Origin of the sequence: Mucilaginibacter sp. P19, assembly GCF_050632265.1 — a bacterium.
Taxonomy (GTDB): domain Bacteria; phylum Bacteroidota; class Bacteroidia; order Sphingobacteriales; family Sphingobacteriaceae; genus Mucilaginibacter; species Mucilaginibacter gossypii.
Map to the genome: position 1 here is coordinate 237,578 of NZ_CP192586.1, position 19,359 is coordinate 256,936.

Sequence of the window (19,359 nt, forward strand, 5' to 3'; positions counted from 1 at the left end):
TATTTGATGTTGAGCAGGATTGGTGGATAACTAAATTGGCATCGCGCTTTATAACGGCTAAATTTATAGGATGAAATCAAGCATTGTCCCCGGTTATAAAGATTTATTTGCCGATCAAAATGAAAGCTACAGCAAACTGGTCAGCGGCATTTCTTCAGAAATGGTCATCAGAGTAATGAGCGCACTCAATAACGAATTAAACGGAACTGGCGGGCTTCAGGGTAACCAGGCAGCTATCTTTGCCGATTTCACCAAACGCTTTACCCACGAGCAACGCGGCGATTTAAAAGACCGCTTAAACGCCTTTACTGAAAAACTGGGCGAGGACTCGGTGGTGGTTTTCTTCGGGCCGCGTTACTTCATGACGATGATACTCAAAGAATTGAATAGCTACCGGACTTCTGAAGAAAACGATGATCCGGCAATAGAATACCAGCTTTTTAAAGCCTACTTATTGATTATCGACGAAGTAGCTGAAAAGGATCATCAGGCTATCGATTTTAAATCCTTGATTCCCGGTGACCCTGATAATCTTTTACGTATCATGTGGCTGCCTACGATCAACCAATTTGAGTACAATGAGAAATGCAGCCAGTTGTTTGAAACGTACAAATCGATGTGTTTTTTCCGATTTATGGTAAATAGTAAGTATAAGCATTATTTGAAAGAGTATTTAGCAGCTTTACACTTTAAATCGGTGGGTAGGTATCTCAAAAGTTTTGACCAGATTAATAAGACAGTACAACATACCGACCCGAATGCGGCGATGTTGAAACGTTTGAATTATATTGTACCAGATGATGGGGTTGATCAGACACACCTGCAGCGCCTTTCTGTCAACCTGAAGGAAAAAGACCACTTTGATTTGCTGGATATAAAAGTTGCCCCCTTATGCTATGCGGCGGATCGAAAGGGTTATATGGTGATTGACTACAACTACAGCAATAAGAAAATTTTTAAAGGGGCATTTTTTGAGATCTGTCATACGACCTCATTAACGCAAAACCCGGATTATGACGATAAAAAACGACAAAAAATCTTCAATACTTATAGTAAGGACGTTTCCGACGAGTTCGAAAAACAATATTTCAAGCCGGTCATGCAACTGTTTAGTGGTGACACCAATGACCTTGTTTATTTTGACGACGGCACACCAAGTTGCCCTGATTGCTATATAAGAGTCGGTAACAAAGTTATCTTGTTTGAATATAAAGCCTACGTTTTTCAGGATGAGCTTATAAAGAATCCTGATTTTGCCAAGCTGAATGCATATTTAGACAAGAAGTTTGTTCAGTCCGAAAATGATCAACCGAAAGGCGTTGGCCAGTTGGTTAATCAAATCGAACTGTTTATAAAGCAATCTTTCACTTTTGATAAGGAATTGTATCGATTACATGAGGATGGTGACATTATGATATTTCCAGTAATCGTATATAGCGACTTTAACTTTAGCCTTCCGGGAGTCAATAATTATCTGAACTACAAGATGATGAGATTATTGCAAGAGGTAAAAGGTCAACGCCTGACTATTGCGCCATTGGTCATGATCAATTTAGAAACCATATTGGATTTGGCGGTAACCGATAAGAACATGATAGATTTGGGGTCTGGTTTTTTAAACTATTTTGAGTTCTTGCAACAATCGCAAGCATTTTTAGCTGCCCAGCCAACACAAAATAATTTCATGCGGGCAAATATGAGTTTTGATGAATTTTACAACGCCTATTTGATCGAACCAACAACGGACAAAACCTTAGTTCCGAAGAAAATGCGGGAACTTTTAATATTGTCGGGCATTGATATTGATGAGTTTAATAAAGCTTTATAATGTTGTTAGCAAGCCAGATATATGCTGACTTAAAAAATATAAATTACTTAATTGAAATTATGCCGTCGAAAAGAGCGCTGCTAAAAGAGGATATTGAGATCAGGTGGAAAATCCTGATCATCACTAAAGAGGTTTTAAAATTTGCAACCTATTTTGAGATGCCGGAAACCCGGCTGGAGTCAGTGTATATCAGACAGCACCGTCACCTGTCTTTTATCAGTTGGTCGTTATGGCGTTTAGCAATTATCGAATTATGTAAGTTATTCGGAGATTCGGATAATCAAAAATTCAATATGTTGAAATTGTTGAGGAAAGTCGGACCTGCCGGAGATTACCGCTCACTTAAATTCAATCAGGAAACACTGGCTGCATTCAATGAGCGGGCAAATGACCTGAGTTTGGTCATTCATGAAATTAACAGGCTAAGAAATAATTTATTCGCCCATACGGATAGTGATCCTTTTGATCGGACGGAGACTTTTATTACCGTTTCCGAATGCGGATTATTAGCTGAATTTGCGGAAGAGATTATTCGCACGTTGGCCGACACCTTTCTGGATACTGATTATATTGCCAATACCCTTTATTTTGATAGCAGGAGTTTTGATTTTATTTATATGCTGGCCAAAGCTGAACAAGATGAAAATATTACTATAGCAGAACAAGCCAATATGTCGTTTAAAGAATTATTTGGGTATGATCCGTTATGACAGTTTAATTTCGGTGTATATACATTTGACGTTCTTTTCGATGAACATGTGCTGATTACGAGATACGCTGTTCAGGTAAAAATGCATCTATCAAAATAGGCATTATTTACATCAGTTCAAATAAAATACGAGCGTTAAGGATCGAAAAAAAGCCGACAGCTATGCGAGGACTTGTAAAGAAGAGCCTGCCCGGAAGGAACGCCCACGCTCACAGATATCCACTTTAAAACCATGAGGCAATTTATTGGTTATTAATACACCCCAGTATATCAAACTAAACCAGTAATGAGCAAGTATCTCTTTGTCCAGTTAACTATTTTAGCCACCAATAAGGGATTGGAAATCGTTGGTGTATTATTAGTTATTACCGGTATCATCATCAGGTATATGATCGGCCGAAACCGGTTCAACCGCAGAAGCATCACAGGTGTTGAAACCTTTTCCTCTTATGAGCGAATGAATCTAACCCGATTGCTGGAATGGCTGGGTTCAATTATAGGACTCTTATTGATTATTGGGGGTATAATTATGGTGGTTTTAGCACTGCTTAATCACCATTCACATCCTCACAAATAAAATCAATTTTGCGGTAGTGTGATATGGCCGCAAACTTCAGTCAGTAAACTGCCTGGAGTAATATCAATCGCGAGCGCAATTTTCCAAAGTTCTTCTGCTGTTAATTTGGTGGTGGTATTGTTCGTTAACTGAGTTAAACGAGCCTTACTTATCCCAGTCCGTCTGGCAATTTCCGCTTTATTAACAGACTTTTTGGTTAAGTATAAGCCCAATTCCGTCATTAATTCTAATTTTCTTTACTGTTATTAAGAATTAATGTACGGGTGTTTAGATTTTAGAAATAATAATTTTGATTTTGGATAGAATTTAATTACACTTGTTTAGAAAGTCTAAACTATTTGACTCTAAGCATCCGAAATTAAACAAACTTATTTGCCTTTATTGGTAAAAAGGCTTGGGGAGATAAGCCAAAATGGTCGGCTAATTTGTCAATATGGTTTAGGTTATATTTTGCACGCTCTTTTTTGTCTTCCACTTTGTTAACAAAAGATCTGCCCGTACCAATGATGGCTGCGATATCCGCTTGGGTGAGCTGATTCTTAATTCTCAATTCGGTCACAAAATCAATAACGTGTTGCTCTATGGTTGATATGTTTGGGTTTGCTGACATCAACCATAAAAGAATATAAAATTAATTCAGTTAATACCCCACATGTGGGGTATGTTTTGTAGCTTAGTTAATTGATTAGAATTTAGATTATTTTTGCAGCTTCTTAGTTGTAACGAATAAGAGCTGCTAACGAGCCTCGCCGCAAAATCTGGTAAATTGATCAGCGATGGTAAGTGTAGTTCCGCAACCCTATATCCAATAGGGCCGGAGCTCGCTTATGTCATGATGATCGCCTCGCAAGAGGTTGGCTTACCAGAGCCATGCGACATGACAGGTGGGTTCCGGCCTTATTTGCTTCAACCTGCCAAGCGAGGCTGCATTGATAAAATGTTAGCGTATGGCGGCCCTCAGTTTCCTTTCCGATAATGAATTACTCCGACTGCTGGGCCAGGACGACCACAACGCCTATTCTGAAATTTATCATCGCTACTTTCATCTAATTTATGTACACGCTATCAAAAAGGTACAGGATAAAGAGCAAGCGAAAGACGTTGCCCAAGATGTATTTACTTACCTGTGGTTCAAGCGGGAAAAAACCTCACAGGTAAATGATTTAGCGGCTTATTTATTTACATCGGCACGAAACAAAATATTCGATCTTTTTGCCCACGAACAGGTGGAACAAAAGCATGTTGATTCCCTCCAAAAATTTTATAGTAAAAACCCAATTCACCCGACCGACCATCAAACCCGTGAAAGAGATTTTCAGGCATATATAGATAAGCAAATTGCGGAATTGCCACCAAAAATGCGGCTAATTTTCGAAATGAGCAGGAAAGAACAACTATCTTATAAGGAGATCGCCGAGCAACTGGACACTACCGAGAATAACGTATCAAAGCAAGTAAACAAAGCTGTAAGGGTATTACGAACCAAGTTAGGCCCTATGTTTATTTTTCTGTAATAGCGCTACCGCGTTTCGCCAGCTTCATAAATAGTGACATCCTGCCGCCATGAATTGTCACCAACATCAAATTCTACCACAGTACCATCGGTAAACTCAATCTCATGTGGGAAATTAAACTTAAGGATGGTTTTGCCTTGTAGCAGCGCATTTATCTTTTCGCTTTGGTTATGGCAATCTAATTTCTCCATATAACAAATATAAGTTATTACATAAAAGGAAGCTGCTTTTATTCCAAAGCCATAAACGGCTTTACCAGCTTGCAAATAAACTGTTAAGTTATTATTAAAAAATCTTCACTCCCTGTTCCTCAATGACGCTCGATTACCGCCATGGTTATAAAGAGGGAAACCTACCATGAACAAAGCGGAATTAAAAACACTGTTTGCTAAATATAATGATGGCACTGCTACCGAGGAAGAACGCGCCTTGCTGGAAGCCTGGTATCTTCAATACAATGAAAAGGAGCCATACCAATTAAACGGGAAAAGTATCGACGCTGCTAAAAACGAAATATTCAGGCGCTTACCCGGCAATCAGGGGCAATTCTTTAAAATCGGCATCCGGCTGGCCGCGGCAGCCATTCTCATCGGCATTCTATTTACCGTAACTATGCTATTCTTTGTCAACCGCAATCCCGGAAAAACCCCACAGCTGGCTAACGATTTGCCGCCAGGAACCAATAAAGCAATATTAACACTCGCCAACGGTCGGCAACTTAATCTATCTGACGCCACCAATGGCCAGGTATATCAACAACAAGGTGTTAAGATCGTCAAAGCCCAATCCGGGCAGGTCATCTTCGACTATTCCGGCACTGAAACTACAGCCGAACAAAATACCATTACTACTCCAAACGGGGGACAATGGAAAATTAAGTTACCTGACGGTTCACAAGTTTGGCTAAATGCTGCATCCTCGCTTACCTTCCCTACATCCTTTACGCATGGTATCAACCGCATCGTCAAACTAAGTGGTGAAGGCTATTTTGAGGTCGCAAAAGATGCGACCCATCCATTTATTGTAATTTCCGGAGATCAGAGAGTCGAAGTATTAGGCACCCATTTCAATATCAGCAGCTATGCCGATGACCCTTCGGTAAAAACCACCTTGCTGGAAGGCCGTGTTAAAGTCAGCCTGTTGGGAAACGCTACCCCAATGTTTTTAAAGCCCGGTGAACAATCAGTAGCTAAGGGTAATCAGCTTGAAGTTAAGTCAGTAGATACTGAAGAAGCACTTGCCTGGAGAAACGGCTATTTTCAGTTTGATGATGAACCAGTTAACAGCATTATGCGCAAGCTATCCCGCTGGTATAATGTAGATGTAAAATATGAAGGAAACATTTCTGACGAAGGCCTGAACGGGCGGGTGTCACGGAATAAAAATATCAGCCAGGTGATCAAAGCACTGGAGGCTACTCAAACTGTCCATTTCAGATTGGAGGGAAGGAGGATCACCGTCATGAAATAAGAAAGGATCAGTATAGTTAATTAAAGCCAGGGTGCCGGCTGTAACCGGCACCCCTGACTTATATAGGTGATCAATAATTTAAAACTATTAACCAACACGGCTGCCCGCATCTGGAAAATGAATGCAGCCGGTTAAACCCATGTATTACAAATGTATAAGTTTTACCCTAAAAGTAAAGCGCGTATCCCCCTGCGCGCTATCCAAGGCTTACGTATAATGAAGACTATAATCATTTTAACCATCTTCACTATCCTTCAGGCCAGCGCTTACACCAAAGCTCAGAATGTATCCTTAACTGAAAAGAACGCCCCACTCAAAAAAGTCTTCCTTGATATCAATAAGCAAACAGGTTATGATTTTCTGGCATCTAACAGCGTGCTGAAATCAGCAAAACCCGTAACCATTGATGTGAAAAATCAGCCGTTAAAGGTAGTATTAGATGAAATCTTCATTGGTCAGTCTTTGGGATATATTTTACAGGAAAAGATGGTAATTGTTACTTTAAAACCTAACGCTATTACCGCAATAGAACAATCAGTTGCTACCCCTGTAATTGTTACTGGTAAGGTTACAGATACGCTCGACAATCCTTTGCCAGGCGCTACACTTAAGATAAAAACCAGTAATAAAATTGCCCTAACTAATCCCGATGGCACATTTACAATTGGTGCCAACGAAGGTGATGAAATCGAGGTGTCATTTATTGGTTTTAGGTCAACTTCCTTTATTGCACATTCCGAGGCAACTGCCCTTAAAGTTACTCTACATGCCAATCCTTCAAAATTAAATGAGATTCAGGTAATTGGTTATGGCAAGGTTTCCAAACGGCTAAATACCGGTAGCGTTTCTACACTAAGTGCGGTTGAAATAGAAAAACAGCCAGTTACAAATGTGCTATCTGCCCTTTCAGGCAAGGCTGCAGGTGTTTTTGTACAAACCACTAATGGTTTGCCCGGAGGAGGGATAAGCGTTCAGATAAGAGGGAAGGGCTCAATTTTAGCAGGTACTGATCCTCTATATATAATCGATGACGTTCCCTTTTCTACCACGTTGATGAATGCAAATTCAGGAATTGGCAGTAGTGCTATTAATGGCTTGGTAAGTCCTTTAAATAGTATTAACCCGGACGATATAGAAAGTATTAGTATCCTTAAAGATGCAGATGCAACAGCTATTTATGGTTCGCGCGCCTCGAATGGGGTGGTATTAATTACGACAAAGAAGGGCAAAGCTGGAAAAACAAAGGTTGATCTGAATCTATCCCAAGGCGTTAATACCACTGCCAGTGAACCCCGACTGTTAGATTTACAACAATATTTAGAAATCTCGTCGGGAGGCTTTTAAAAACGATGGCAAAGTTCCTTCCTCTGATCCAACATCGGCAAATTATGCTCCAGACCTAACCGTATATAGTCAAACCCAAAGTACTAATTACGCTGATTACATCCTCGGAGGCACTGGCCACACAACCGACCTGCAAGCAAATCTATCGGGGGAGATAAAAATACTACCTTCTCCATTGGTGGAAATTTTCATTCTGAAACAACGATTTTGCCTGGTGAAAATCTTTACCAACGGGGAGGAATCCGTTATAATATACAACACAGGAGCATAAATAATAAGTTTTCTATTACACTTTCAGGTGTATATAATGTGGATGCGAACCATCTGGTAAACCCTGTGTTTTCTTACAAGAGCGACATTTTTATGCCGCCTAACTTTCCTCTAACAAATTCGGATGGCTCAATTAATTGGCAATATGGGCTTAACCCTCTTGCAGATATTAACGCAAGGCTAAAAGTACGAACAGATAATTTTTTAACCAATCTCGTATTGAAATATAATATACTCAATAATTTAGACTTCAACACCAGTATCGGTTATAATAAAGTTAACATTAACCAGGTTCAAACTTTTCCGTTAAGTTCTCAAAACCCTAAAAACAGCCCTGTCAATTATTCCTATTTTGCGGATAACGCCAATCAATCTGTCATTGTTGAGCCCACCTTAAATTTTACTCGACGTATTGGATTATCCACCCTTAATATTTTGGCGGGCAGCACCTATCAAAGTTCACTAAATACGGGACAATCAATAGATGCCAGCCAGTTCAGCAGCGACCAACTTTTGGAAAACTTAGCCTCTGCTGGGGTGATCAGAAGTATAAGTAACAGCTATCTGCAATATAAATACATTTCCTTTTTTGGCAGAGTAAATTATAATATTGACAATAAGTACATATTTAACGGAACCATAAGGCGGGATGGTTCATCGCGCTTTGGACCTGGAAATCAATTCGGAACATTTGGTTCGGTGGGAGCTGCATGGTTATTCAGTCAGGAGTCCTGGTTTAAAGAGACGTTACCATTTATTAGTTATGGAAAGTTAAGAGGAAGCTATGGTATAGTTGGAAATGACCAGATTTCCGATTATCAATATCTTTCAACGTTTATTAACTATGGATTGAACTATCAAAATGTTGCAGGACTACAGCCTTATACTGTAGCAAACGCAGATTTTCATTGGGAGGTTAATAGAAAATTGGAGTTCGCCATTGAATTAGGCCTATTCAAAGACCGATTACTCCTGACAGCAGGAAGATATCAGAACAGGTCTTCTAATCAATTAGTGGCTTATGCCATACCTACCGTCACAGGTTTTAGTAGTTATCAAGCAAATTTACCTGCTGTCGTACAAAATACAGGTTGGGAATTTGAATTAAACACGAAAAATATACAACAAAAGAATTTTAGCTGGACGACTTCATTTAATATTACTCTCCCTAAAAACACGCTGGTCAGTTTTCAAAATTTCGCAAATTCGAGCTATTCCAAAACCCTTGCTATCGGGGAAGATATCACCCGAATTTACGGGTACCATATAAACTTAATAGATCCAGCTACAGGGAAAGTCATCTACGCTACCGAGCCAGGTAGTACCTCAACGAGCCCCTATTTTTATACCACCAATGGAAAACAAACACCTGCTTTTTATGGAGGTTTCGGAAATTCATTCACTTATAAAAATTGGCAGCTTGATATTTTCGGACAATTTACAAAACAGATGAGCAGAGGCGATATGACCTCTACACCCGGCAACTACCGAAACAATTATTTATATGCTTTAAACCGCTGGCAAAACCCTGGAGATATCGCCAGTGTTCCAAAAGCTTCACGAACTTCTGATGCAAGATTTAGCGGTTCATCTGGGGACTTTTTCGATGCCTCCTATTTAAGGCTTAAGAATATATCATTCTCCTATTCATTACCGGCTAAATCACTCTCCCGAATTGGTATAGATCGCTTGCGTATATATGCTGAAGGTCAGAATGTCTATACCTGGTGGCATAAAAGCAATCCGTTTCTCGACCCAGAAACAGGTAAAAATCTGCCGCCATTGCGCTCAATCGTTTTAGGTACCCAATTAAGCTTTTAGAAATAATGAAATCAAAAAATATAACTCAAATCCTATGTGCATTCGGTTTTGTCCTCGCGATAGCGGGATGTAAAAAAGTGCTCGAAGTGGGAACACCACAAAATCAGTTGACAACAGATAAAATTTTTGCTGATAGTACTTCTGCATTAGCAGCTATGGCAAACGTTTATGCGCTATTTAATAATACCATCGACCCCAATTATAATATTTATATGGACTGTTATTCAGATGAATTGCAGTATTCCGGATCGACAGATGAAACGCTCCAGTATATACAAGGTTCTGTTGCACCTTCCAATACGACCAATGCAAATTTTTGGAAGGCATCTTATTTTGCTATTTATAGCGCCAATCTTATAATTGAAGAAGCTCCCAAAGCAACTAATCTTACATCAAAAACTGCCGCTCAGTTTGTATGTGAGGCTAAATTTTTAAGAGCCTTAACTTATTTTCATTTGATCAATACTTATGGAACCGTTCCTCTTATTTTAAAAACAGATGTTAATCTTAGCTCAAAAGCAGCACAATCAGATTCGGCCACAGTATATAAACAGATTATTTTGGACCTTACGGATGCTAAAAATGGCCTGCCTGCTACCTATTTAGGTGCGGGTAAAGTCAGAGCAAATCAATTTGCAGCTTTGGCGTTATTAGCCAAAGTTTATTTATGGCAACGAGATTGGGTAAACGCTGAAGCAACAGCTTCTTTGGTACTTGGTTCAGGATTGTACACACCCTTGCCGGCTATTACTAATGTATTTTCTGCAAATAGCACGGAAACAATACTATCCTTCTGGACGCAGTTCGGGTATATTTATAAGAGCCCAGACCTTGTGCCAAGCGGAGGCGCTCCATTATATTTCTATACCTTAGCTCAACTCAATTCCTTTGAGAATGGTGATCAGCGTAAATTAAATTGGATTTTACCAACTACTGTAAGCGGCACCACCTATTATTCTCCTTATAAATATCGTAACGCTACTGCCAACAGCATATCACCTGAATATTTAATCGTGTTAAGAGCTGGTGAGCAGTACCTTATTCGTGCGGAAGCTCGTGCCCAGCAAAATAATATTAGCGGTTCGATATCAGATATCAATGTTATTCGGCATCGTGCAGGTCTTGGTGATTATATAGGTGCAATCGATAAATCGTCTCTTTTGTCTGCTATTTACCACGAACGACGATCTGAGTTATTCTCTGAATGGGGAAACCGTTTTCTTGACCTTAAGAGAACGGGTACGTTAAATTTAATTAATAGCAGTTCTAAAAGTGGCTGGAAACCTACCGGAGTCGTTTTGCCAGTTCCACAGTATGAGATGAACACAGATCCCAACTTAAAGCAAAACCAGGGCTATTGATATGAAAATGCGATTATTGAAAATCATTCCGCTGTTTTTACTGGCATTGTCCGTCACAGCCGCCTATTCTCAAAAAAATACACAGGTAGCAAAAAAAGCATTTCTGAAAATTGGCGATAAGCTCCCTGATGTTTATTTCAAAGTAAGTAATTATAAAACGCCAACTATCCGGTTATCCAATTTGAAGCAAAAATTAATCCTCCTTGATTTATGGGGGACTTACTGCGGCACCTGCATCGATTATATGCCCAAGGTCGAACAACTGCAAAAACGCTTCAGGGACAGCATCCAAGTCATCATGGTAACTAAAAATTCAGATAATGAAGTCAAACAATGTGCGATTCGGGCTGAAAACGTCAAAAATAATCAATTGCCATTTATTAATGGTAAAGAAAGGCTGGCTGGATATTTTAATCTGACGTTTGTGCCTCAGTATGTTTGGATCAATGACAGGGGAATCATTAAAAACATAAGTGAAGAAAATGACGTCACTGATGTTAACGTAAGAAAATTCATTTCCGGTAACGAGGTCGTCGTAAAAAGGAAAGATACCATTCCCAATCCGGATTCAGATATTCCTCTAATTGTTCAAATGTATCCGTACCTGGGTAAAAATCTATATATACAATCTTATCTGGCTCCATTGGATTTGACTAAGTACACAACAGGAAGCCAGATACAAGATGGCTTAAGATTGAAGAAATATAAAATGATTAGCGGGAATACCTTTACTTTTAAAGAACTTTATAAATTAGCTTATGGCTATTCAAGCAATAAATACCCATTAAACAACGACCGGGTAATTTTGACATTTAATGATTCCGCACATTTTGCAGATCCTGATAAAGGGTATATATACGAACTAAGGGTCAACAAAAATATATCAACCAACCGCGTTCTTAAACACATCCAATCAGAACTCGATCTATTTTTTAATGTTCAAAGCAGCTTGCAAAAACAAAGGGTGACCTGTTTGGTTTTTAAAAAACTGAATGATGGGAATTCATATCTTGCGCAACAAACGGGCAATAACATCTATGACTTCATTGAGGGAAAGGAATTAAGGGTACATCTTCCCTGGGGCCGATTCGTTGCCTGGACTAATGGCGATCATTATATGCCACCGCATACGCTCATGGACGAGAACCGGTATTAATCCGGAAATTGTGGTTGATTTCAGGATGAGCACGGATTTCAGTGATTTAGCCAAAGTTAAAAAATCGCTGGCTCCGTATGGTTTAACAATTGAGGAAGAACAAAGAGATTTGGATTGTATAGTACTTTCAGATATTGAGAAATAAAATTATAATAGCGCACACTCAGGGTGTGCGCTATTATCTTGCCTAACCAACAGTTAAGGTTTTTTGATAACGAGATCAGGAACACCATCAGCTGTTCCGGTTGCACAGGTAACATTGCTACCTGTTGGACAGCTGTAATGGGTTCTGGCTTCGGCTTCTGTGCCGGTAAATTCACCGTTATTCCAGGAGTACTCCTGAGCACCGGCTTTAGGAGCAGCCTGAATTTTTTGAACGACAGCACCGCCAATACCTGCGGTCAGTAATAAGGCTAATAAGCCTACTTTTAGCTTTTTCATAATGTTATGTATTAAGTTTATGAATTACGCCATTGGTTAAAATTACAGGCAATGGCACTACCTGTCCTTACGCGCGTGAAAGTGTTTTATGATTATCCTTTAAAGGAAAATTCTCGTGTTTTAATTTATTCAACAACCAAATAGATATGCTGCCGGCGATGATAAAAAAAGCATTGAATACCAAATGCTGTTTCCAGCGCATGAAAGAAATGATACCTCCACATGTACAAGGTAATTGAGAGCCTGATAGCAGCATAATGGCGATATAAGCTTCAAATAGGGACAGCAAAATTACTGATGCCAATAAAGCCTTTTTATTTACGGCTGGGTCGAAAATCCCAAAAGATAAAGCTACTGTAAGAACAGCTTCTATGGCTGGTATCAGCCAGCCGAGAACAGGGGCAAAAATTGACATCATCGTTACAGGGGCAAGTTTCATTTGGAAAACAAATTTCTCATAGTCCAAAAACTTACTGGTTGAGGTATAGGCAAATAGGATAAGAAACAATAATGTACAAAAGAGGGTGAATACTTTTTTCATAATGATTATTATCTTTTGATAAGGGAATAAGCTACTTTCTTTTAAAACAAAATAACGGTAGTTTATAAAGTGAAAACAGGGGGAAATGGGGTATAACTTATCTGCTTCGTTTTTCAATAAGTTAAATTGAAATTTTCTTTTCAGGCAATATAAGGGCGGTTGTTTTATTCAATTATGATAAACAAATGTGATCAATATTCAACCACCCTTTACCACCCCTGGTTGTAAAACTATTCTTCAACCTTAGCGGGAACCTCCTTTTGAATCATGGCGGTGATATCTGCCTTAATGGAAAAATAATTGGCAGTTAGCATATCATTATCAACGTTTCTGATATTTGGGATGGGTTTATAATTATCAGCTTCAGCCTTTAACGCTTTGTGGTCATTGATGATCGAATTATGAAAAACCTTCAAATTGATTTTTTCATCCGGGTTGTCTGCAACTAAACCCACAAACTTCCCGGAGGACAAAGTAGAAATCTTTGAAGCCGGTATAGCAAAATCAAGTTGAGTAGATTTACTGATGGATGTATCCTGACTATTAATCGAAACACTCTGCCGCTCCTGCATGATCTTGCCAAATCGCTCACTTAATTGTTTGGCAGTATCACCGGTAACCTGACCGGATATGATATTTCCTACAATATTCATGATAACCTCGGCTTGCTCCCTGCCATAATCCTTTTTTAACTGGCTGTAATCCTGTACTGCCAAAGTCGTTGCCACTTTATTGCTACGTGCAGTCGCGATCAGGCTATCGATGTTGTTAAAATATATCGTTGGAAATTCATCGAAGATCAGGTTGCTTTTTAGCTTGTTTTTTTGATTGACCAGCTTAATCGCTCTTGAAATATAAAGGCTCAATACAGCGCCATAGACTTGCTGTTTAAGCGGATTATTCCCCAGGCAAATGATCTTAGGTTCTTCCGGATTATTCAGGTCGAGCGAAAAATCATTTCCGCTTAATACATAATATAAAGCAGGTGACACCAACCTGGCCATACTGATTTTGGCACTTGCAATCTGTCCCTCCAGTTGGTCATAAGCCTCATTTTTCCATGCTGAAATAAAGGGGTTGATCAGCACTTCAATTTCAGGCTCTTTTTGTAATAAGGTAAACAAGTTTTCATAGTCCACCTGGGCCAGTTCAATCGCATGTGGTAAAGTACAGTACCTGCCATTTTCATATTTTTTGAGAAACCAGAATAAGGCCGTCACAAAATTGATCGGCGACTCTACGAAAAAATCCCCCTGTTTTTTTATCCATTCCCGGTTTAACCCCAACATAAATGTTCGCGAAGATTCCATCGCATCGGTAATATCCTCCATGCGGTCTGGGTCAAGCGGATTGCAGCGATGTTTTATCTTGTCGAAATCAATAAACCAAATGCTCGGTTTTTTTTATAGTTACCAGCATGCTTTAATAAAGCGTTATAAGCAATGATAGAAAGGTCGTCGAACTTGAAATCGTAAATCAGCATACTAAATGCTTTTTTGATATGCTGGGTGATAATATGCCTTATAACGAAATAAGACTTACCTGCACCTGGTGTGCCTAAGATCAGTGAGCCGCGGAAAGGGTTGATCAGGTTTATCCAACTATTTCGGGTTTTGCCTTTGTAATTATATTCTGCTGGTAGATTAATGGAATATTCGTTCTCCAGTTTCCGTTCTTCCTGTGGAAAGGTTTCGTTTTCTGCATTAAAAATATCTGTTGTCAAATTGAGATTGATGATCCGGAACATTTTACTAACCCCAGCAAGGAATAATAAGAAGCCTACTGAAGTTATTCCGATATACAAAGCAGCCGTCGTCAACAAAGAAAAGTTCCAATGCAATAAGAGCCCTGCAAGAAAATAAATGCACAACCCTACCCCTGCATAAATTATATTTTTTGCCCACTTGACTTTTTCATCCTTTTTACCCTTAGTCCCAATAAGTGAAACCATTAGAAATACCATGGCGACCAATTTGGTTAATAAGCCATTTCTGAAAAATGATAGCTTATAAATATTGACCAAGATGTGATCGGTAACTTTATGAGTTAGATGCAGTTCGTGGAATGCTGCATAGCAGGTAAAATAAAAATGAAGGATTAAAATTACGATGGCCAAAAATCTGGTAAAGTCGGTGATTTTCCTAAGTGCTTGTTCGTTCTCTCCTGTTTGCATAATCTTAATTTTTAAAGCTTAAGTTTTTTGCGTTTTTTCTTCTTTTTCTTTTCGAATAGATTTTGTGAATTCGACTGATCTACCGGATTTAGCAAATCGCCTAATAAATCAAAACCAGCTGAGGCTGATTCCTGTTTAATGGCTTGTTCCACCGAAGTTGTTGGTCTGAACACACCTATATTGTCTTCACCTTGTGATGATCTTTGATTGAACTCAAAACGTGTTTCAATGGCAGTGGCGCTATAACCTTTTTCAAGATCACTACCATTAAACACCACTTTATTTTGGTGGTCAATAAATGTTAACCCGTAAATCCGACCTTCCGCATTTTTACGAATGAGTAATTCAATATTGTCGCCAATTAATCGCTGTTTAAGTTCCTGGTGATTTAGCGAAATTGAGAGTGCCTTATCAAGTGATTTACAAATTGGCCCTTTAAACGGCTTCCGTAGAAATCCATTCAATTTGAATCGTTCATTTAATAATTTCAGAGTTGGTTTTTTATAAAGCGAACTGGCTTTAATGGGAACGCCAGTTTTGACGCCATCCTCGCTCAAGGCCCAATATCTTAATCCACCTTGATTGAACATTACTGTTTCTTTTGGCCCTCTGTCGGCCATGACATTGTAACCTGCCAACACCGCATTAAATTCTGGCAGGCTGGTAAATTTATAGGTCTGGGCAATGTGGTTTACGATATTGGTAATTGCTCTTTTCGTATCTGTAGTTCCATAGACCAGAGGTTTTATCTGCTGTTTAATTTGTATTGCTTTGATTTGCTCTTCCGCTTTTACTAATCCAAATTCCTGTTCAATTGCTTTCCGTGCGGGTTCTGATTTAAGCTTTCCAATATTATGTAAGCTTATCCTGGTACCATCAGCATCAATGTTGGTAGTTAAAATATGAATATGATTGTGCCCTGAATCAAAATGCTGGTAAACCAAAAACGGTTGTTGCCCAAAGCCGATTTTTTCCATATAGCTGTCAGCGATCTGACAAAGTTTTTCCTGTGAAAGATTTTCACTCAGATCAAAGTTCAGCGATAAATGGACAGTGTTAGTTTTTGTCCTGAAATTACGCGCTGCCAAGTCAGTTAATCTGAAAAGCTTTTCGTCAAAAGATAAATGACCCGGCTCCTTCGGATATAATTGCGCCATGATCAGTTTAGCCTTACCCACATTGACCTTTCGCTCATTATAATTCAATGCGCCGATTAAGCTTTTTCCGCTTTCAATTTTTGCGACCATAATTGTGAATAATTAGCTATTCTGTTTTTGATCTCAGCAATCTTTGGATTGAGGTTACCGTTAATTAACTGAAGCAAAACCTCCCAAAGACGGTCATCAGCATCACCATGTGCACTGTTGATATTCCTTACAGCTTGATTAAGATTATTACCTACCGCATTAAGTTCTCTGCGTAAAACCATTAATTCCTCAAGTACCTCATCCATGGATTTATCGCGGGTAACGATGGTTACGGGCTTGCCCAATAAAAGTGTCCGGGCATATTCACTTAAACAATGGAAAGTGGTTTTCTTGTACCGCTTTTCCAGCAGTTCTTGCTCCGTGGGTTTCAGTCTAATCTTGATCCATTTGGACCTGTTTTCTTCAGCCTCTGCCATGATTTAAATTATCAGATCAAACCGACTTCGGAGCGTTTGATCACTGTTCCCCTGACGACTTTGGAGGAAGGGCAAGATTCGTTTGTGGTACAAACGTACATCTTGCTAACTGCAAAAAGACAGCAGTTTAATTCCTGGCCAGGTCAACTGATCTGGTGATGTCCTTAATGACGGATGATGATTTATGTCTCTATTTCTGTTGACGTCTTTACGTTGATATTGAGGAATGATTGCAACGCCTGAATGTTAATATCCTTTAATGAAAGATCATGTTCAATTCCGTATCCTTTCATTTTTTTAAGAAGGCTTTTAGGTATCCAAACATTAAGTTGGGCCTCGGCTTCTTTAGGGTCTTCAACGCTCTTAACCGGGTGTACTTCTTGAATTGGCGTTTTAGGAGGATCTTTTTTTAGCTTGTCAGCCAGCCCCCTAATTTCTTCTTATAGTCTTCCATAGCACCTTGGTCATGTGATTATGTAATCTTCCATTTATGTAATTACATAAATCTGTATTTTTTTATTTATGCACTTATGTATTCTACTACCTCTTCCGCAAGTGAGGTAAACTCCTCTTTGGCTTTTTGATCAGTGCCGGTTAGAATTCCAGCCGTAATTGCACTTCGGGTAATGCTTACGCGATCATGTACCATAGTTTTTAATAATGGGGTTCCCATGTCTTGTAGAAGTTCGGCAACATCTTTAGTAACCCCTGATCTGTACTTAACCATATTTAGCGCAATGCCTGCTTTTAATGCTGGCTTTTTTGCTTGCGCGAACCTGATTAAAGCCAAGGTTGATCGGATAGCCATAACATCAAAAAAACCTGCCTTAGTTGGAACCAATACAAAATCCGAAAGCAAAAAAAATCAGTGAGCCTGTTTGATAAATAGGGTGGGGTGTCAATGATAATAAGGTCAAAATCCATTTTCTGGATATCACTAACCTTTTCAGCAGCTAAAACTGTCAAATCCGGAAAATCCTCCCTTGCATGATATAAACTACCCTGTAAATCTGAATCTACTAACGCCACACTTAGCTGGTCTTTAAAACACAAAGCCAGATTTAAAGCCATGGTGCTTTTTCCTACGCCTCCTTTTTGATGCGCGATGGTGATGATCTTTGCCATAATTATATAATTCTAAAAGTTTGTAAATACATAATTCTTCAATTGTAGAATTACATAGCAAAGGTGGAATTACGTCGTGGCGATATGCTCCGATTTAGTCCGAGTCGGAGTTCATAATTTTAAGGAAATTGAATTAGGCTACAAATCCTATATTATGTAATTTGGTACCTATGGATGTACAGATGCGCCTTTATTGGGAGGCTTACTCAGAAATTTACTCAACAAAAGATTTGATCAGGGAATTGCAAAATCCCCTCAGGCACTATGAGAACGAATTCGTTGAAGGCGCTATTGTAGATATAGGTTGTGGTCAAACCACATTTCTTTTTGATTATCTCGATACCAAAAGAAAGCTGATAGGGATTGACAACGATAAGGTTCAACTGAAATTATTGAAGAATAGATTAGATGCGCTGCCAAGTAATACAGCAGATGTTCAATTGCTGAATCTTACCTTGTTAGTCGATGCTCTCCCATCTGAACCATATTCGGTCGTTTTTCTGGCGAACATTTTACATTTTTTTAATTTGCAGGAATGCGGACAAATTATCGATCAATTGAAGGCGAATTTAATGTCCGGCTCATTTGTATATGCCTGGGTTCATTCCGATAAGTATTATATGAATGATCCAAGTAAACCTGGAAACAACGATTACTTTAAGCATTATTTTACGTTAGCAGATCTGGACAGTTTATTTGAATCTGTGGGTTTTGAACGAGTTTATTATTCTGAAACTGAACGCTACTTTTCTAAAAAGGAAATGCTAACACAGGAGCGATGGCTTGACAAGTACATGGATCATTTAAAGATCTCCAATAAAAAAGAAAGGAAATCATTAAAGGATGAAAATTTGATAAATAATCCGGAAAGCGATTTAATAGCTGTTTATAAAATGCGTTAAACTATTACATGATTATAGAAATACATAATTAAATAAATACAGCTATAAAGATTTATGTATTTACAGTTTTATGTAATTATAGAAGGTAGAACAATGACGCTCCGCTTATAATTACAATCAACTATTGAAGAATTTTTGCAAATTCCCAGCGGTTGAATCCTTACCTGCGTTAAACTCTTTGGACCAAGCCATTATATCATCAATTTCAGCAAGCTCTTCCCATTTGTGGTTAAGCGGCCAGGTTATTACAGACCACAAAGGTCTTCCTTCACCAGCCATTTTCATTCTATCGCCGCTATAAAATTCAAATTCGACAGGGTTGCCATTTTTGAATACATACAGTTCTATGTCGTCAATATTGACCCTGGCCTCTGTTTGCGCAACAATTGCTAAAACCTGGCCGGCATCTTCATCGTTTGCTTTCCTATAAAGTTTGTAAATCATAAAATAAAGGTAGATTTAATGACCGAAAGTTCGGGTCAATTTCGTATTTTTGATTTAAC

General features: G+C 38.9%; 20 protein-coding genes and 1 pseudogene. 10 read left to right on the forward strand and 11 right to left on the reverse strand.

The genetic code is table 11. The features are described 5' to 3' along the window. Positions 1–70 precede the first annotated feature (70 nt). The 3 genes from ACQ86K_RS01205 (at position 71) to ACQ86K_RS01215 (ending at position 3,114) form a co-directional block, all read left to right on the forward strand. On the forward strand, positions 71–1,828 hold the full coding sequence (locus tag ACQ86K_RS01205) for a hypothetical protein (RefSeq protein WP_431199635.1): 1,758 nt from the start codon (positions 71–73) through the stop codon (positions 1,826–1,828). A gap of 59 nt (positions 1,829–1,887) precedes the next feature. Beyond that, entirely contained in the window at positions 1,888–2,538 is a 651-nt protein-coding gene (locus ACQ86K_RS01210; protein ID WP_431199636.1) for a hypothetical protein, read from the forward strand. Between the two features lie 285 nt (positions 2,539–2,823). Beyond that, positions 2,824–3,114: a hypothetical protein gene (locus ACQ86K_RS01215; protein WP_431199637.1), complete on the forward strand. Its 291-nt coding sequence runs from the start codon at positions 2,824–2,826 to the stop codon at positions 3,112–3,114. A 2-nt stretch (positions 3,115–3,116) separates the two neighbouring features. On the opposite strand, the gene ACQ86K_RS01220 is transcribed toward ACQ86K_RS01215, so the two are convergent. Further along, positions 3,117–3,335 (reverse strand): helix-turn-helix domain-containing protein, encoded by a 219-nt coding sequence (locus ACQ86K_RS01220; protein ID WP_431199638.1) that lies wholly within the window; start codon positions 3,333–3,335, stop codon positions 3,117–3,119. A 137-nt stretch (positions 3,336–3,472) separates the two neighbouring features. Next, positions 3,473–3,724: a helix-turn-helix domain-containing protein gene (locus ACQ86K_RS01225; RefSeq protein WP_431199639.1), complete on the reverse strand. Its 252-nt coding sequence runs from the start codon at positions 3,722–3,724 to the stop codon at positions 3,473–3,475. Positions 3,725–4,061: 337 nt separating this feature from the next. On the opposite strand from ACQ86K_RS01225, the gene ACQ86K_RS01230 reads away from it, so the two are divergent. Beyond that, positions 4,062–4,628, forward strand: a complete 567-nt coding sequence (locus ACQ86K_RS01230; protein WP_431199640.1) for an RNA polymerase sigma-70 factor — start codon at positions 4,062–4,064, stop codon at positions 4,626–4,628. Positions 4,629–4,633: 5 nt separating this feature from the next. On the opposite strand, the gene ACQ86K_RS01235 is transcribed toward ACQ86K_RS01230, so the two are convergent. Then, on the reverse strand, positions 4,634–4,819 hold the full coding sequence (locus tag ACQ86K_RS01235) for a hypothetical protein (protein WP_431199641.1): 186 nt from the start codon (positions 4,817–4,819) through the stop codon (positions 4,634–4,636). Between the two features lie 166 nt (positions 4,820–4,985). On the opposite strand from ACQ86K_RS01235, the gene ACQ86K_RS01240 reads away from it, so the two are divergent. The 5 genes from ACQ86K_RS01240 (at position 4,986) to ACQ86K_RS01260 (ending at position 12,050) form a co-directional block, all read left to right on the forward strand. Further along, entirely contained in the window at positions 4,986–6,098 is a 1,113-nt protein-coding gene (locus ACQ86K_RS01240) for a FecR family protein (protein ID WP_431199642.1), read from the forward strand. 150 nt (positions 6,099–6,248) lie between these two features. Then, complete coding sequence (locus ACQ86K_RS01245; protein ID WP_431199643.1) at positions 6,249–7,442, forward strand: TonB-dependent receptor plug domain-containing protein; 1,194 nt, start codon at positions 6,249–6,251, stop codon at positions 7,440–7,442. Between the two features lie 144 nt (positions 7,443–7,586). Further along, the gene (locus ACQ86K_RS01250) at positions 7,587–9,533 is read left to right on the forward strand and encodes a SusC/RagA family TonB-linked outer membrane protein (protein WP_431200770.1); all 1,947 of its coding nucleotides are present in this window, start codon (positions 7,587–7,589) and stop codon (positions 9,531–9,533) included. A gap of 5 nt (positions 9,534–9,538) precedes the next feature. After that, a complete protein-coding gene (locus tag ACQ86K_RS01255) occupies positions 9,539–10,894 on the forward strand; it encodes a RagB/SusD family nutrient uptake outer membrane protein (RefSeq protein ID WP_431199644.1) in 1,356 nt (451 codons plus the stop codon). A 1-nt stretch (position 10,895) separates the two neighbouring features. Beyond that, a complete protein-coding gene (locus ACQ86K_RS01260) occupies positions 10,896–12,050 on the forward strand; it encodes a TlpA family protein disulfide reductase (protein WP_431199645.1) in 1,155 nt (384 codons plus the stop codon). 198 nt (positions 12,051–12,248) lie between these two features. Here ACQ86K_RS01260 and ACQ86K_RS01265 read toward each other — a convergent pair whose 3' ends face one another. The 7 genes and pseudogenes from ACQ86K_RS01265 to ACQ86K_RS01295 all read right to left on the reverse strand — a co-directional run bounded on the left by ACQ86K_RS01265 (position 12,249) and on the right by ACQ86K_RS01295 (position 17,954). After that, on the reverse strand, positions 12,249–12,491 hold the full coding sequence (locus ACQ86K_RS01265) for a hypothetical protein (protein WP_431199646.1): 243 nt from the start codon (positions 12,489–12,491) through the stop codon (positions 12,249–12,251). Between the two features lie 67 nt (positions 12,492–12,558). After that, entirely contained in the window at positions 12,559–13,149 is a 591-nt protein-coding gene (locus tag ACQ86K_RS01270) for a MauE/DoxX family redox-associated membrane protein (protein ID WP_431199647.1), read from the reverse strand. A 113-nt stretch (positions 13,150–13,262) separates the two neighbouring features. Next, positions 13,263–15,205 (reverse strand): annotated as a pseudogene (gene mobC / locus ACQ86K_RS01275) (conjugal transfer protein MobC). Between the two features lie 11 nt (positions 15,206–15,216). Then, the gene (locus ACQ86K_RS01280; RefSeq protein ID WP_431199648.1) at positions 15,217–16,452 is read right to left on the reverse strand and encodes a relaxase/mobilization nuclease domain-containing protein; all 1,236 of its coding nucleotides are present in this window, start codon (positions 16,450–16,452) and stop codon (positions 15,217–15,219) included. Beyond that, on the reverse strand, positions 16,419–16,829 hold the full coding sequence (locus tag ACQ86K_RS01285) for a plasmid mobilization protein (RefSeq protein WP_431199649.1): 411 nt from the start codon (positions 16,827–16,829) through the stop codon (positions 16,419–16,421). Before ACQ86K_RS01285 ends, ACQ86K_RS01280 begins: the two co-directional genes overlap by 34 nt. Before the next feature lie 520 nt (positions 16,830–17,349). Further along, on the reverse strand, positions 17,350–17,619 hold the full coding sequence (locus ACQ86K_RS01290) for a hypothetical protein (protein WP_431199650.1): 270 nt from the start codon (positions 17,617–17,619) through the stop codon (positions 17,350–17,352). Then, the gene (locus tag ACQ86K_RS01295) at positions 17,610–17,954 is read right to left on the reverse strand and encodes an AAA family ATPase (RefSeq protein ID WP_431199651.1); all 345 of its coding nucleotides are present in this window, start codon (positions 17,952–17,954) and stop codon (positions 17,610–17,612) included. Before ACQ86K_RS01295 ends, ACQ86K_RS01290 begins: the two co-directional genes overlap by 10 nt. Positions 17,955–18,124: 170 nt before the next feature. Between ACQ86K_RS01295 and ACQ86K_RS01300 the strand changes: the two genes are divergently transcribed. Then, positions 18,125–18,856, forward strand: a complete 732-nt coding sequence (locus ACQ86K_RS01300; protein WP_431199652.1) for a class I SAM-dependent methyltransferase — start codon at positions 18,125–18,127, stop codon at positions 18,854–18,856. 117 nt (positions 18,857–18,973) lie between these two features. Here the strand turns inward: ACQ86K_RS01300 and ACQ86K_RS01305 are convergent, their stop codons facing one another. Further along, complete coding sequence (locus ACQ86K_RS01305) at positions 18,974–19,300, reverse strand: hypothetical protein (protein WP_431199653.1); 327 nt, start codon at positions 19,298–19,300, stop codon at positions 18,974–18,976. Positions 19,301–19,359 lie beyond the last annotated feature (59 nt).